The organism is Succinivibrio dextrinosolvens, from assembly GCF_900116345.1.
Lineage (GTDB): Bacteria > Pseudomonadota > Gammaproteobacteria > Enterobacterales > Succinivibrionaceae > Succinivibrio > Succinivibrio dextrinosolvens_B.
This window is the reverse complement of record NZ_FPAH01000004.1, coordinates 75,810-90,510: the sequence shown is the minus strand read 5'-3', so window position 1 is coordinate 90,510 and position 14,701 is coordinate 75,810. Positions and strand designations below refer to the sequence as shown.

The 14,701-nt window shown below is 39.7% G+C and carries 15 protein-coding genes; 8 read left to right on the top strand and 7 right to left on the bottom strand.

Annotated elements, in window-relative coordinates:
- The first annotated feature begins 129 nt into the window (after window positions 1–129).
- Both BM308_RS02305 and BM308_RS02300 read left to right on the top strand, forming a co-directional pair.
- The gene (locus BM308_RS02305; RefSeq protein ID WP_074942683.1) at window positions 130–1,764 is read left to right on the top strand and encodes an ExeA family protein; all 1,635 of its coding nucleotides are present in this window, start codon (window positions 130–132) and stop codon (window positions 1,762–1,764) included.
- On the top strand, window positions 1,751–2,170 hold the full coding sequence (locus BM308_RS02300) for a hypothetical protein (RefSeq protein ID WP_074942682.1): 420 nt from the start codon (window positions 1,751–1,753) through the stop codon (window positions 2,168–2,170). Before BM308_RS02305 ends, BM308_RS02300 begins: the two co-directional genes overlap by 14 nt.
- 216 nt (window positions 2,171–2,386) lie before the next feature.
- Here the strand turns inward: BM308_RS02300 and BM308_RS02295 are convergent, their stop codons facing one another.
- Window positions 2,387–3,250 carry a LysR family transcriptional regulator gene (locus tag BM308_RS02295; protein WP_074942681.1) on the bottom strand — a complete coding sequence of 288 codons (864 nt, stop codon included), beginning with the start codon at window positions 3,248–3,250 and terminating at the stop codon, window positions 2,387–2,389.
- A gap of 112 nt (window positions 3,251–3,362) precedes the next feature.
- On the opposite strand from BM308_RS02295, the gene BM308_RS02290 reads away from it, so the two are divergent.
- Window positions 3,363–4,202: an alpha/beta fold hydrolase gene (locus tag BM308_RS02290; RefSeq protein WP_074942680.1), complete on the top strand. Its 840-nt coding sequence runs from the start codon at window positions 3,363–3,365 to the stop codon at window positions 4,200–4,202.
- A 354-nt stretch (window positions 4,203–4,556) separates the two neighbouring features.
- Entirely contained in the window at window positions 4,557–4,718 is a 162-nt protein-coding gene (locus tag BM308_RS13485; RefSeq protein ID WP_083425402.1) for a BspA family leucine-rich repeat surface protein, read from the top strand.
- Between the two features lie 280 nt (window positions 4,719–4,998).
- Here the strand turns inward: BM308_RS13485 and BM308_RS02280 are convergent, their stop codons facing one another.
- Together BM308_RS02280 and BM308_RS13645 are read right to left on the bottom strand one after the other, a co-directional pair.
- Window positions 4,999–5,283: a helix-turn-helix domain-containing protein gene (locus tag BM308_RS02280; RefSeq protein ID WP_074942679.1), complete on the bottom strand. Its 285-nt coding sequence runs from the start codon at window positions 5,281–5,283 to the stop codon at window positions 4,999–5,001.
- A complete protein-coding gene (locus tag BM308_RS13645; protein ID WP_373604437.1) occupies window positions 5,276–5,530 on the bottom strand; it encodes a type II toxin-antitoxin system RelE/ParE family toxin in 255 nt (84 codons plus the stop codon). The genes BM308_RS02280 and BM308_RS13645 overlap by 8 nt, the downstream gene beginning before the upstream one ends.
- Window positions 5,531–5,863: 333 nt before the next feature.
- Here BM308_RS13645 and BM308_RS02270 point away from each other — a divergent pair, with 333 nt between their 5' ends.
- Window positions 5,864–6,907, top strand: a complete 1,044-nt coding sequence (locus tag BM308_RS02270) for a substrate-binding domain-containing protein (RefSeq protein ID WP_083425401.1) — start codon at window positions 5,864–5,866, stop codon at window positions 6,905–6,907.
- A 74-nt stretch (window positions 6,908–6,981) separates the two neighbouring features.
- Here the strand turns inward: BM308_RS02270 and BM308_RS02265 are convergent, their stop codons facing one another.
- The 4 genes from BM308_RS02265 to BM308_RS02250 form a co-directional block, all read right to left on the bottom strand.
- Window positions 6,982–7,638, bottom strand: a complete 657-nt coding sequence (locus BM308_RS02265; protein WP_074942676.1) for a hypothetical protein — start codon at window positions 7,636–7,638, stop codon at window positions 6,982–6,984.
- Between the two features lie 278 nt (window positions 7,639–7,916).
- Entirely contained in the window at window positions 7,917–8,273 is a 357-nt protein-coding gene (locus BM308_RS02260; protein ID WP_074942675.1) for a cupin domain-containing protein, read from the bottom strand.
- 11 nt (window positions 8,274–8,284) lie between these two features.
- Entirely contained in the window at window positions 8,285–9,847 is a 1,563-nt protein-coding gene (gene lsrK / locus BM308_RS02255) for an autoinducer-2 kinase (RefSeq protein WP_074942674.1), read from the bottom strand.
- Window positions 9,848–10,020: 173 nt separating this feature from the next.
- On the bottom strand, window positions 10,021–10,932 hold the full coding sequence (locus BM308_RS02250; protein WP_074942673.1) for a sugar-binding transcriptional regulator: 912 nt from the start codon (window positions 10,930–10,932) through the stop codon (window positions 10,021–10,023).
- A 258-nt stretch (window positions 10,933–11,190) separates the two neighbouring features.
- On the opposite strand from BM308_RS02250, the gene BM308_RS02245 reads away from it, so the two are divergent.
- From BM308_RS02245 to BM308_RS02235, 3 genes are read left to right on the top strand one after another with little or no spacing between them, the layout of a single operon-like run.
- On the top strand, window positions 11,191–12,699 hold the full coding sequence (locus BM308_RS02245) for a sugar ABC transporter ATP-binding protein (RefSeq protein ID WP_074942672.1): 1,509 nt from the start codon (window positions 11,191–11,193) through the stop codon (window positions 12,697–12,699).
- Window positions 12,692–13,708, top strand: coding sequence for an ABC transporter permease (locus tag BM308_RS02240; RefSeq protein WP_074942671.1), 1,017 nt, complete (start codon window positions 12,692–12,694; stop codon window positions 13,706–13,708). Before BM308_RS02245 ends, BM308_RS02240 begins: the two co-directional genes overlap by 8 nt.
- Complete coding sequence (locus tag BM308_RS02235) at window positions 13,705–14,685, top strand: ABC transporter permease (protein ID WP_074942670.1); 981 nt, start codon at window positions 13,705–13,707, stop codon at window positions 14,683–14,685. The genes BM308_RS02240 and BM308_RS02235 overlap by 4 nt, the downstream gene beginning before the upstream one ends.
- Window positions 14,686–14,701 lie beyond the last annotated feature (16 nt).

The following is a 14,701-nucleotide window of genomic DNA, read 5'->3' as shown; positions in this document are numbered from 1 at the left end:
AAAACAAACGACCAGTCATTTTCAAGAATATCTTTGTACAAAATCTCCAATATTTAAGTTTGGGCTAAGTGTTAACACAAAACAATTGGTATAATCTGACACAGAATTTTAAGAATAATAACTGCAGCTATGTACGAAAAATTTTTTGGTCTTGACGAACTACCTTTTGACGGTCTTCCTGATAACCGTTTTTATTTTGTTGGTAACTGCCAGCATCAGGCTTTAGATCTTTTGACAACCAATCTTTCAAGAAATGGTTCCATCTGTATTCTATCCGGTCCATCAGGGTCAGGTAAAACCACTCTAGTCAGAATGCTTATCCGCTCTCTTCCAAAGAGGATGAGAATCATTGCTATTGATGATCCTAGACTGGATGAGCATATGCTTCTGGCTACAATTCTGCGTGCCAGCGGTGTGGTTGCAACCTCATTTGAGTCAATTGCAGAACTGACTTTAAAGCTAAGAAAGTTTTTGGAACGCTCAGTTGAGAGTGGTATTGTAACCACTGTGATTTTAGATGAGGCTCAGGGACTTGCTGATGAAGTCATAGAACAGATTCGTCTTATCAGTAACATCGAAGGTGATCTTGGAAAGATGATCAATTTCCTTCTGGTTGGTCAGGAGGATTTAATTGAGAATATCCAGAAACCTATGCATAAGATGTTCTGGGGTAGAGTAAAGGCTTTTGCTACTCTGCAGGCTTTAAAGCGCGATGAAGTTCAGGCCTATATAAATTTCAGAATGCAGACAGCCGGCTGTCATGATCCGGTTTTCACCTCAAGAGCTGTGAGCACTATCTACAGAGGCACCAAAGGTCTCCCAAGAATAATTAATTCCGTTGCAGACAGAGCTTTATGCATTGCCTGCGATTATCACAGGAAAACAGTTTCCAGTCGTATTGTAAAGAAGGCTATTGAGGTTGTACGTCACAAGAGAAGTCTGTTCTCACTTGGCTACAAGAATTTTGCAAAGCATCTGTGTCTTGATCTGTTCGTTAAGCTGCCTATTATTCTGTGTGGCATGCTTGTAAGTATTCTTACCTTTATTGCAGCCTATATCTATCTTTACAACCATATCGATTCTGTGGCACTTGAGAGTCTGATGCACAAGGATCAGGCTGTTATGGCAGAGTATCACCGTCTTTTGAACAATATGCTGCCAGGTCGTAATGCAAACTCCAGAGAAATTGCTCTTTTCAACAATTCTATAAAGGAAAGTGTATTTGAATCAGATTCGATTGATACCCTGATTAAACTCTGGGGGTATACCAAACAGGATGGCTCTAAAGCTTCATGTGCGGATCTTGCAAACCACAGTATGCAGTGTGTAACTCTTAACAAGGAGTTATCCTATCTGTCAGTAGTCAACCGCCCTGCTGTTCTTGCCTTAAGAAGTGATGATCTGACACCTTTCTTTGCTGTAATTAAAAGCTATGGACCAAAGGAGTCATCAATCATTATGGGAGACAGACTCTACAGAGTTAAAACCAGTTTCCTAGAGCATGCCTATGACGGAAAGTTCATGTACGTGGGAATGAAGCTTAAGAGTGATGAAAAAATTGAAGATAAGCTTCGTGTAGAGGATTTTTCAAAGGCTTTAAAGAGAACCGCCCAGGTTGTACCTGAACTTAAGGTTGAAGCTCCTTCTGAGAAGAAAGATATTAAGAAGGTATTTGATAAACTCAAGAATTTCTCTGATGAGAATATCGCTTATTCTGTAATGGATAATGCTTTTGCGGAGGGCCCTTATCTTGCCAAGGACTAGACGCAAAATCGAGGATCCTGCTCTGCTGCTTAAGGAATATGGCTTTACACCTCGAAAGGCGCTAAAGCTATTTGTGTTCTCTCTGGTATTTTCTTCGCTGGGAGTTCTGGTCCTTGCCTTCTGGATGCATGTTTCCTTTTATTCAGTAGCAAGAACAGTATCATCTGGGCTGGGGCAGACCTTTACCCTCTTAAACTCAATATATACCAATGATACTCATTACAATGAGAACCTGATTGGATCAGAAAGATATCCTTTTGAGGTAAAAAAGAAGATTGGACCTAAAGATCTGACTTTAAGTTCTCATCAGCCGCTGGTTAATGTGAAAGGGCAGAAGAGACAGCTTTCACAGAATATCTATGAAGTCAGATTTGTGAAATCAAAAGTGGAGACGGATCGTCTTTGAGATTAAGGATCTCTATTTTTTACCTTAGGATAGTTTCGTCTAACAGGAACTGCTCAATTCCTACATAAAGAATACCGTGGTCGTCATACCATGGTTTCATATATACGAATGAACAATGTTTTTTTTAGGAGTTTAATAAGATATTTTTGCGGATAGACGCATTTTTACCACTAATAAACAATATAGAATTTCTTATGTGAAGAAGGTTACTAACTTTTAAACTGGCTTTCTGTATTCTCTTTTAATTACTTCAATTAAACGAACTATCGATTCTTTCTTTCCATTATTTTTGCTGAAGAATATTTTTAATGGGATCTCACCTACATCCTCAGCAAGTACGTTAAATGTATTCAAAGAAAGGTATGGTTTAAGGACACGATGAGGAAGCAGAGTTATTCCGCATCCTGCACTGACAGCGCTGATAATTGCACTGAGGTTATCGAATTCTAAATATTCTCTCAGGTATATTTTTTTGTTATCAAGATATTCCTCAAGTCTTTTACGGTAGGCACACCCGCTCTTAAAAGATATTATTGAAATCGGCTTATCCTGTTTATTAAATGAAAACTCTCTTGAACCAACAAGTAATAAGCGCTCTTTTGCAATTTCAACTGATTCTATCAGTTCTGACTCAAAATCAGATGATACAACCGCAAGATCATCATTGTTTTGGAGAATTGATTCAATTGCACCGACCGCTCCTGCAGTTTTTATTTTAAATTTCATATTGTTATGCTTTTTACGGAATTCATTTATGGCATAAGGAAGAACACATAAAGCAGAACTTTGTGTAGCGATTACTCTAAGAGTTCCGCAAAGCTCATTTTGGGATTTAAGCTTCGATTCCATTTCCTCCATTAGCTCAAGAAGTTTATCTGCGTAATCCAGAAATATTTCTCCTGTTGAAGTAAGGGTTATTCCACGATTATTTCTGATAAATAGAGGATTTCCGAGTTCTTGTTCAAGTAATTTTATCTGTGTTGAAATGTGCGACTGAACAAAATGCATTTTCTTAGCTGCATTTGAGAAACTTCCTGTCTGCGCTATTGCCTTGAAAATTCTGACTGACGTAATGTTCATATTAATTACCTATCTTTAATAGCGATAGCAAAATAAAAAAACTATCATTTTAAATGATAGCTGATAAAACTAAAATGTAAACATTAAAATCAAATTCATATGAGGACTTGTCATGAAATATTCAAATGTTGATGTAAATGGACAGAAGATCTTTTATCGTGAAAGCGGGGAAGAACATAAAGAATATTTTGTTTTACTGCACGGTTTTCCTTCTTCAAGCCATATGTACAGAGATCTGATTCCTCTTTTGGCAACCAAATATCATGTAATTGCCCCTGACTTTATTGGCTTTGGTCAGTCTGAAGCTCCTTCCCGTTCTGTTTTTGAATATTCTTTTGAAAATCTTACCTCCTATGTTGAAGGTTTTCTAAAAGAGCTAAAAATTGAAAGATTCTATCTTTACGTTTTTGATTACGGTGCTCCTATAGGATTTAGAATCGCCATGAGGAATCCTCAGAAAATACTCGGAATTGTAAGTCAGAATGGAAATGTATATTCAGAAGGTCTTGGAAAGAAGTGGGAAGCTAGAGCTCAGTACTGGAAAAATCCTACCTTAGAGTTAAGGGAAAGTTATAAACAGGCTTTTGCACTTGAAACCGTGAAAGGTCAATATGAGTTTGGAGCTCCTTCAAATACAGTTGCTCCGGATGGCTATCTTCTTGATATTTATTATTCTCAGACAATTCCTGATTATGCTGAAATTCAGTCTGATCTGATTTTTGATTATCAGACTAATGTTGCTTTGTATCCGGAATTTCAGAAGTATTTGCGTGAGCATCAGCCAAGACTTCTTGCTGTATGGGGCAAGAATGATCCTTCTTTTGTTTTTGAAGGTGCAAAGGCCTTTTTAAAAGATGTTCCTAAGGCAAGAGTTGTTGGTGTTGAGAGCGGACATTTTGCTCTTGAATCCCATTGTAAGGAAATAGCAAAAGAGATCCTATCCTTCTTCTAGACTCTATCTGTTTGCATTCATGTGTGGTGAGGAACCTTCGCCACAAAACGATATCAAGATTACGTTAATGCTTCCTCGTCTTCATGCGGCAACATTAAATTGCGTGACCAGATTTTCCTGCTAGAGTATGTTTCATAGTCATCAGGAAATTCTTCTCGTTTTCTCTGTGTTCTATATAAAGTGCTGTCCCTGCATCTAATGTTGAATACGGGATAATCTTTTTGGGTGAGGCTGGTAGTAATTAACTACTGTCACAAAAGCCTGATATCGTTTTATTAATGTAACAAAATTAAAACTAGGTAGGTTTTGTTATAGCTGTTTTGATGGAGATTTAGAATTCCCAAAACGTATAGTATGTTTTGGGAATCAAAATTTAACGGAGATATTAGTCAATGGAATGTATCCAACGTTGATGATATGGATAGAATGTTCATGGATTCAGAATTTAACGGAGATATCAGCCAATGGGATGTTTCTAATGTAACCAACATTTCTTCAATGTTCAATAACTCATAATTTAACAGACACCTCAGCAAATGGAATGTATCTAAAGTTACAAGTTATTCCAATGTTTTTGGAGGAAAAGAATATACTAATAATAGTTGGATGGAATTGATTATCAGGCTTAATTGTCAAAATAAAAGTTTTTAAAGATAAATTGTGGAAATTAGTCTATCCCAAATTGCATTTCTTTTTCTTAGTAATTGGCGCCTAAATGCAGTTAGTCGCTAAAATTCGCCGGCTAAGGTTCTCTTATACGCCAACAGCGCCGGCTAAGGGCTGTTAGCCCTCTCTTTTACGCCTTTGCGGCAGGAACAACAGCAAGGGTTTTCCCTAAAGCTCTTAGCAGCTTAATGATGGTTTCCAGATTAGGACAGGATGTCCCTTTCTCTATTCTAGCAATTACTGGTTGTGCGATACCAGATAAAGAAGATAGTTCTCTCTGGCTTAGACCTTTCTCATTGCGAGCTTTAATCAGTTCACCTATAACCGCAACCCTGAGATCACTCTCTGCAATCTCTTCAGGTGTGAAGAGTTCTTTCTCAACGTCTTCCCATTTTTCTCCTAAAGCTTTATTCATTTGAAACCTCCCCAGAATTCATTAGGTCTTGTAACTCACGCAAAGCCTTTTCAATTTCCTTTCGTGGAGTTTTTTGTGTCTTTTTTGTGAAATGGTGTAGAAGAACAAAACTGTTATTCACCCATGCTACAAACAAAATACGATCTCTTAAAGGTCTGAGTTCATAAACTTCGCCTTGAAGATGCTTGATATAAGGTTCACCTGCTTGTTTACCATACATCCTCAAGATCTGAATGTAATCTCTGATTTTATTTAGCTTAATTCTTGAGTCTTTACTGTCACTAGATGCAAGTTCTCTAAGATACTCAAGAACAGGCTGATTTCCATTATGGTCTTTATAGAAATATATATCGTGTAAAGGAATTAACCTCCCTCTACGTTAAAGATAACTAATTAGTTATCAAAAGTCAAACTTTATATTTCTAATGGCTCCCAAATAATCTGTTTAGTTCTGCATCTGAGGATATGGAAGGAAAGCTCCGGAAAATATGGAATACACAGATTTTTCTTCTGAATTATATTTATTACTGTTAAAATTTATAAAAACACTTAATTTAAATAAAAAAAACATTTTTTAGGTATGAAACTTCTTCGCATTGCAGTGTCAGGTGTAGCACTGTGCAGTTATCTATTCCTATCCTCTGCAACATCAGAGATTATTGGGATTTCTTTTCCATTCAATTCAAACTCCAGCTGGCAAAAACAGGGACAGTTCCTGCAGAACTATCTTGAAGATGAGGGCTATGCTGTTTCATATATGCAGGCAAACAGTGTAAAAACTCAGATAAAAGATATAAAGACCATGATTGAAGGCGGCTGCGATATACTTGTTGTAGCCTCGATTGATGATAAAGCTCTATCTGGGATTCTTGAAGAAGCCAAAAATAAAAACGTTACAGTCATTTCGTATGACAGGTTAATCATGAACTCTCCAGTTGTCGATTACTACGTTACATTTGACCATTATTCGGAAGGAGTAAAACAGGCGCAGTTTCTTGTTGATAAATTCCATCTGGATGATGAAAAACATAGGCTGAATGTTGAGTTCTTTAGTGGAGCGAGATCTGATAATGTTGCCAGAGATATCTATAAAGGCGAAATGTCGGTTCTTCTTCCTTATTTTGAATCCGGAATATTAGGAAGTCTCTCTTTTGAAACTGACTTCAATCAGACTACAGAATATACATGGAATGAGGCTACGGCTCAAAGACGTTTACGACATGTAATAAATCTCAGTCAATACCAAATAAAGAGCAACACCAAGCAGCTAGATATAATCCTGAGTGAAGGACCAGATATTCCTAACTCAATTGAAAAAACATTAACAAGAGAATACGGTTATAAGAGTAAAGATCTCCCTTTTATAACCGGTCGCGACTGTTCAGATGCAGACTTTAGTCAGATTAAGAGTGGAAAGCTGCCAATGTGTGTATATAAAGATCCCCAGGCTCTTCCCTATATCACTAAGGTTGTAATTAACCGAATTACTAATAAAGATGGGGTTCCTGTTTTAGAGAATTCGTCTTATTTTAATGGAGTTGAAAATATACCAACCTATATCCTTCCGGTGACACTTGTTGATAAAAACAATGTGGAAGATTACATAGGACCGAAAAATCTTTAAGGCACTAGGCGTCAGAGAGCCTTGCGACCAGATAAGCTGCTGGTAGGAAGATACTACTTATTAGAATAGGACAATCAGCAGCTATAAAGCTCATCTGCAAGCTCAAAGGCAGAACTTGAGTACTTCTCAACCATCTCCTCAAAATGCCCTTTGTTGAACACCAGAAGATTGTCTCTGAAGAAAACACAGTCAATCTCAGCATCAAGATTTACAATCTCATCTTTCACCAAAGACAGCTGCGCAGAGACAGGATCAAGTTTCACCTTAACAGCATTATCAGGAGTTCTTCCAATAAGCCTCTCAGGAGATACTTTGGCGAAGACAAAGACCTTTTCCATGGTGTCATTGTCAAAGAATTCAATGCACATTGCACAGACTTCCTCTCTGGAACTGATTCCAGCCTGGGAAGAGATCATTGCAGGAATGCTGTTTCTAAGCTCATGGATTACTGCTTTAAAAGATAGGTCAGGGAAATCGTCATTGAAGGGAACAATATCAAAATCCTCAATGCTATTTTCAAAGTCCAGAAACTCTTTAGGGGATAGCAGCTCATCAAGCTGCCTGATTGCAGCAAGATACAGAGATGAACGCACGGAATCGTCAGTACGCATCTCATACACACTGAAGGATGGAGCCTCTGTAGTCTGTGTTTTTGTCCTGGAGACAAAAAACAGTTTGAGATCTTCTATATCGGTGACTTGAATCTGTTCCAGCAGAGCTGATGCATCCATACCAGAGCCCTTCTATAACTTTTTCCTATATGTTTCATGGTATCACAATCGAAAAACTGATTTATATCGGGGTTGATCGCATTTTTTTAGACAGAAAATGGCTTTCTTAAGCCTTTTTTGTAGGAAATGGCTGATATGGAGCACCACCAGAGAGGACTAAACTATACCTAGACGCCAAAACGCAGGATAAGTGTCTTTCAAGAGAAGCAAATAGCTGCTCAAAAAATGGGATCTGTGTATTTCTACATCAGATCCCAAGGGGAAGTTCCAAATCCGTTTTATTCAGGCCACTTAAAATCTTTTACTTCTACCTTATCTGTATCCTGGAATGGGCCTAAGGTTGAAATCATCACGATCTTCTTGTCAGAATTGTTCTTTACGTAATGAATCTCACCTGGTTCGATATGAATGAAATCACCTTTCTTCATGTGATTTACCTTATCATCAACCACGATATCAATCTCACCTTCCATGATGTAGAAATTCTCTTCCATGATATTGTGGTAGTGAGCAGGGAAATCCTGTCCAGGCTGGAACTGAACTACGGCAAAGTTCAGACGTGGACCTTTCATAAGATACTTTGGGCCTGAATCACCGAAGCGATATTCCTTTTCATTCTCGTTTAGTTTAAACATTTTTTTCTCCTTTAGATTCCTGGTGCGGCCCACATATAGTTGGTTACTTTTCTGTCAGCCAGCGAAAGCTGTGTATTATAGAATTCTCTCCACTTCTCATACATCGCCATGTAGGTTTCATGATTCTTCTGATCTGGAGTGAAGGTTCTTTCAATCTTTACAAGTTTTAAAGCGGTCTCTTTCATGTCCTTATACTCGCCGATTCCGTATCCAGCGAGCATTGCTGCTCCTAGGGCAGTTGCTTCCTTTACAACCGGAACATTGACCTGTTTTCCGATTACATCGGAGAGGATCTGACACCACAGAGGTGATTTTGAAGCACCACCTCCGAAGACCACACTTGAAGGCTCATGACCGGTTGATTCTTTAACCAGATCAATATGACCTTTTGTTACCAGAGCCGTATTTTCTAAAATTGCTCTGTAGAATGTATAGCGATTGAATTTCTCTGGCTCGAAATTGAAATTGGTAAATGTTGGAGAAGCGTGTTTCCAGCATGTAAAATTCATAACATCAGAGAAGGCACACATCATACCATAACAGCCTGCAGGGATCTTCTGTGCTTCTCTGTTCATCAGATCATAGGCATCAGTACCTGTTCTATTTGCCTCTTCCTTTTCATGTGTACAGAAGGCATCTCGGTACCATCTCATGGCAAGACCTGGTTTAAAGGCTAGAGCTTCAAACTGCCACATGCCAGGAACACTGTGACAGTTTACACGTACACGGCCCTTATGATCGGTTAAAGGTTTATCGGTATTGTATTCATACTGCCAGAAGCTGCCACCAAAGATTGCAGCTTCTCCATTGGCAACAGCACCAACGCCCATGGTTCCAAGCTGACAGTCACCGCCTCCGGCTATGACCTCGGTACTAGCACATAGACCAGAATCTTCAGCACCTTTATTTGTGATTACACCAACCTTGTCACCGCATTCTATGGTTTGAGGCAGAATGTCATCACGAAGTGAGCAGCTTGTAAGAATGCTCTTATCAAATTTACGGGTCTTAAGATCCATCAGACCTGAGGTTGATCCATTAGAAGGTTCAACTGCTAATACCCCAGTGAGCTTATAGCAAAGCCAGTCATTGAACATACCAACGTATCTGATTTTCTCGTAGATCTCTGGCATCTTGTTCTTTACCCAGAGAAGTCTTGGCAGGGCATCTAAGGCAAAGGACTGACCTGTAATATGATAGAGTTTGAGTTCAAAGGAGGGATCGCCTTTTGAAAGTGTAACAACCTCATCGGTTGAGCGGGCATCTACATTGGCACAGGCCCAGATTTCATTTAGATTCTCATCATAAAGCACAATGCCTTCTCGCATACAGGTGGTAGATACGGCGATAATTTCCTTATTGGAAATATTGGCTTTAGTAATAGCTTCTTTTATACAGTCGCAGGCAAGCTTCCAGTTATAGTTCCAATCAAAATCCATACTGCCAGGATATCTTGGATCCTCTTTATGGAACCATTCTCTCTGTCCTTCGCTTATCTGTTCTCCGTTAAGATTGAAAAGGACAGCTCTAACCGAGCCCGTTCCGGCATCGATTGCCATAAGATACTTGCCCATGTGTACTCCCTATGTTTGTATAAATCCTTATACTGTTTGTCTGTGTATCATTATTCAGGCTCAATAAAATTGTTTTGTTCTGAGCCTTTGTTTTTTATAGCAGTATTTTGTTTTGCCTTTTTATCTTTGATTGTTATATATGTTTATGGCAAAACCTTAAAATTGTTATTTTTTTAAATCAGATTCTCCGCTGTTTTTTCCGTGGTGATAAGCACTTTGCATAAGCCTTTGGCCAAAGCTGCGGTGATAATCTGAAGTTTCTCTGAACCTCCAGCCACCATGATGGTCTGAGGCATAGCCTTTAAAGTATCAAGAGGTGTTGAAACCAGTCTTGAGTCGATATCCACATCTACAATTTCACCGTTTCTGTTGATAAAGTGTCCAAGGATATCGCCTACAGCTCCAAGTCTCTTTAGATAGATGAAATCTGATCTGTCAAACAGTCCCTGCTCAATCACGGTTGCATGCTCATCCAGACCACCGGCACTGAAGAGAGTCATTGAGGAGGTTGAAGCCATTCTCTTAATCCAGGTTAAATCAGGATGCTCGCGGAGCTTGTCACATAACTCTTTTGAGTTCATTAAAAGAGGGGCAGGGTAGAGGTACATCTTGGCTTTGAAAATATCTGAGCGCGCATTTGGCAGATAGTTGTTAACACCGCCGGTTAGAGATACTGCGGTCCAGTTGCACTGACTTTCAGATGCCAGATAGTTAAAGGCTAAAGATAGAGTCTTTCCGTAGCCGATATTGATTACCGAATCATTGGTGAGTCTTAGATTTACATAGGAGCAGGCTGCTCTTGCCAGACTTTCAGTTATATTTTTGCTGTTCTCTGGCTCTGGTACCACATAGGCATTTTCAAGAGCATACTTTTCTATTAGCTTCTTTTCTAAATCAAGCTTATTGTTATCAAGTCTTGTTATATAAAAACTGACTATGCCTTTCTGTCTTCCTTCCTCAAGCAGTTTAATAACTTTTAATCTGCTTAATCCTAACAGTTTTGCTATGTTCTGCTGTGTCATTCCGTCACAGTAGTAATACCAGCAAATTTTTTCAATTAAACGAAGATCGGCTGTATCAGACATAGTATTTACCCATGTTTTTGTTAAATATATTTGTCAGAAAAAATATCTACAGACAAATTCTACACATAAGTTTATATCTATAACAAATGTAAATCAAAAGGCAATTACAAAAAAAATATCTCTTTTTAAGAAAGTGAGATAAAACGCTTATTTTTGCAAAAATTCAGTATTTTTTTGTAAAAAACAGTTTAAATTAACAATAGTCTCGAAAAAAATTTTTTGTCAATGCTGACTTACTTTTGTAAAAGGAATTGAAAAATGTCTGAGTCCCAGTTCCTCCTTGAAGCTCGCGATGTGCATAAGAGTTTTGGACTTAATCAGGTCCTCAAGGGAATTACTTTGACATTGAAGAGTTCAGAGGTCGTTGCTCTGATCGGCGGTAACGGTGCAGGTAAATCTACACTGATGAAGATTCTGATGGGTATCTACAAGCCTGATGACGGAATTTTCAAAATCAATGGACAAAGCCTTGATCATCTTAATCCTAAGAAATCCATGAAAGCCGGAATTTACATGGTTCCTCAGGAGCCTATGATTTTCCCTCATATGACGGTTCTGGATAACATTCTTATAGGCTTTAGCGGAAAGAAATCTGATCTTGTCGAAAAGCTTGACCATTTTTACAAGCAGATTAACTGCAAAATTGATTTAACCCGTCTGGGTATGACCTTATCTATTGCAGAACAGCAGATGGTCGAACTTCTGCGCGGACTGATGCGTGAAAGTAAGATCCTGATCTTAGATGAGCCAACCTCATCTCTGACCTTTGATGAGGTTCAGACTTTATTTAAGATTGTTCGCGACCTTAAGAAAAAAGGTATTGGCATTATCTATATTACTCACAGACTGTCAGAGGTTTTTGAACTTGCAGACAGTATCTGTATTATGGCTGACGGTAAAATCACTCTAAGAGGTGAGACCTCCAAGTTTACAAGAGAAATGCTGGTTCAGGCCCTGCTTCCTCCTTCCTTTACTCCAGCTCAGAAGACCAGAACAGAAATCGAAAGCAAAATAAGAAACGCTATGCCAATTCTGCAACTTAAGAATTTCTCCGGTTATGGCTTTAAGGATATTTCCTTTAATGTTCTGGAAGGTGAGATTGTCGGAATTGCTGGTGTGGTAGGTGCCGGTCGTACCGAGCTTGCCAATACCATCTTCGGAAAGGAGATCCCTTTAGGTGGAAATGTAATTTTAGATGGTGAGGATATAACCGGACGCAGTACCTCTGATGTCATCAGAATGGGAATCAACTATGTCCCTGAGGACAGAAGATGCAATGGTCTTTTCGGAATATCTCCTGTCTGTGCAAACATAACTTCAGCTTTACTTAATTCAAAGATCACCGGAAATATTGCTCTTAATACCTCTGAAGAGGTCCGTATCAGCGAAAAGTACATCAAGGATTTCAGAATCAAGGTTACCTCTCCTTATCAGGAGGCAGGATCACTCTCTGGCGGTAATCAGCAGAAGGTGGTAATTGCCCGTTCTTTATCCACCATGCCAAAGCTGGTGATCTTAGATGAACCAACCCGTGGTATTGATGCCGGCGCCCGTGGCGATGTGTACAAGATTATCCGTGAATTAAGTCAGACCGGTGTGGCAGTGATCGTAATCTCCTCTGACACCGAAGAGATTATCGAGCTTGCCGATAGAGCGATAGTTTTCTGTCGCGGCAGAGTGAGCGCGGTTTTGGAGAAAGATCAGATCAATCAGCAGAACATTACATCTGCATCATTCGGTATCTATAAGGAGGAGGCTAATGTTTAGTAAGATAATAAACCGCTATGAGTCTAAGGCCTTTGCCTTTCTGATTCTGATGTTTGTGCTGGTCTCACTGGTAAACTCAGATTTCTTAACCGGTGAGTCAATCGTAAACTGCTTCAATGACTCGGTGGTATTTACTTTATTAGCTGTAGGTTCTGCCTTTGTAATTCTAACCGGTGAGATTGATGTTTCTGTAGGTTCGGTACTTGGAATCAGTGCTGCAGTTGCTGCAACCGCTCTGCGTGATGGCAGCTCGCTTTTCACTGCTATATCTCTTTCGATAATGGTTGGCGCTTTCTTTGGTCTTGTCAATGGCATTGGTGTTGCAGTCCTGAAGATTCCATCCCTTATTTTTACTCTTGGAACCTATGGTGTTGCAAGAGGCATGGTGTATGTGTATACAGGCGGTGCCTGGGTTGAGAATCTTCCTGCATGGTTCACCTCTGCATCCCACTCCTACATGTGCGGTTATCTGACCTGGTACTATGCACTTGCAATTCTATTTGTCATCTTCGTTCAGTTCCTGCTATCCCATACCAAGAAGGGCCATAACTTCATTGCTGTGGGAGATAACTATCAGGGCGCAGAACTGGTGGGTATCAATCCTACTCAGACAAAAATCTACGCTTATGTAATCTCAGGCGTATTCGCCTCGGTAGCAGGTCTGCTCTTTACCAGCCGTATCGGCTTTATCACCCCAATGTCAGGAAACTCCTATGAGATGAAGGCTATTGCAGCCTGCGTGCTTGGCGGTATATCTCTGTCAGGCGGTCTTGGTACTCTGATTGGAGCTGCCATTGGTGCGGTAATTATGACATCCATCACCAGAATTCTGGTGTTCCTGGGATTATCTTCAAATTACGACAACACCATTACAGGTATCATTCTGATTGTTATCGTGGTGGTTAATACAATTATTCAGAATCGTGAAATTGTAAAGAGCCGTCGAGAGATTTCTCTAAAGCGTATCGCCCAGAAAGCTTTTATTGATAATCAGGAGGTATCAAAATGAAACGTTGGGATCTGACCTTACTTATAATTTTGATTCTGGAAATCTGCATATTTGCCTATGCAAATCCAAAGTTCCTGATGCCAAGAGTTATCTTTGGTTCTATTAACGATATTATTCCAATCTGTATTATTTCTCTGTTCGTCACTATGGTGATGATTACCGCCGGCATCGATATTCAGGCCGGTGCCGTGGTTGGTCTATCCTCCATTATTATCGGTGTTACCTGGCAGGATCTGGGCCTTAATATCTGGGTGGCTTCTCTGGTTGCCATTATTATCGCAGCTTTAGTTGGTCTTCTTACCGGATATATTGTGGCTTATTATCAGGTGCAGCCTATGGTGGTTACACTGGGCGGAAGTTTCCTTTATGCGGGTCTTGCTCTTCTGATCTCTACTTTGTCCTCAACAGAAAGCTATAAGGGTATCAGCGGTTTCCCTGAATCCTTTGTTAATTTCGCATCCTATCGTATAGGCGGTGTGCTTCCTGTTCAGGTTGTGGTCTTTCTGGTTATGGCTGCTTTTGCCTGGTTCCTGCTGCATAAGACCAAGTATGGACGCAAGATCTTCTTAATCGGAATCAATCAGAATGCGGCTGAGTATTCAGGTATCAATACCAGATTCATCATTATGACCACCTATGTGCTCTCTGGTATTGCAGCTGCAGTTTCAGGAATTCTTCTAACCTCATATCTGGGTACAGCAAAGAGTGATCTTGGCGCAACCATAACCCTGCCTATCATTACCGCAGTGGTTTTAGGTGGCACTCTTATGACCGGAGGCAAGGGCAGTATTATCGGAACCGCACTGGCTGCTGTGATTATCGGTGTGCTTAAGTTCGGTCTGCCACTATGCTTCAGGGTGAATATGCAGTATCTGGATATTCCGGTAGGTCTGCTATTGCTGATTGTGATCAGTGCAAGGGCACTAAGCAATCGTCCTGAAGTCATTGTATTCATCAGCAATTTAAAAAAAAACTAGATCCTAAACATAATTT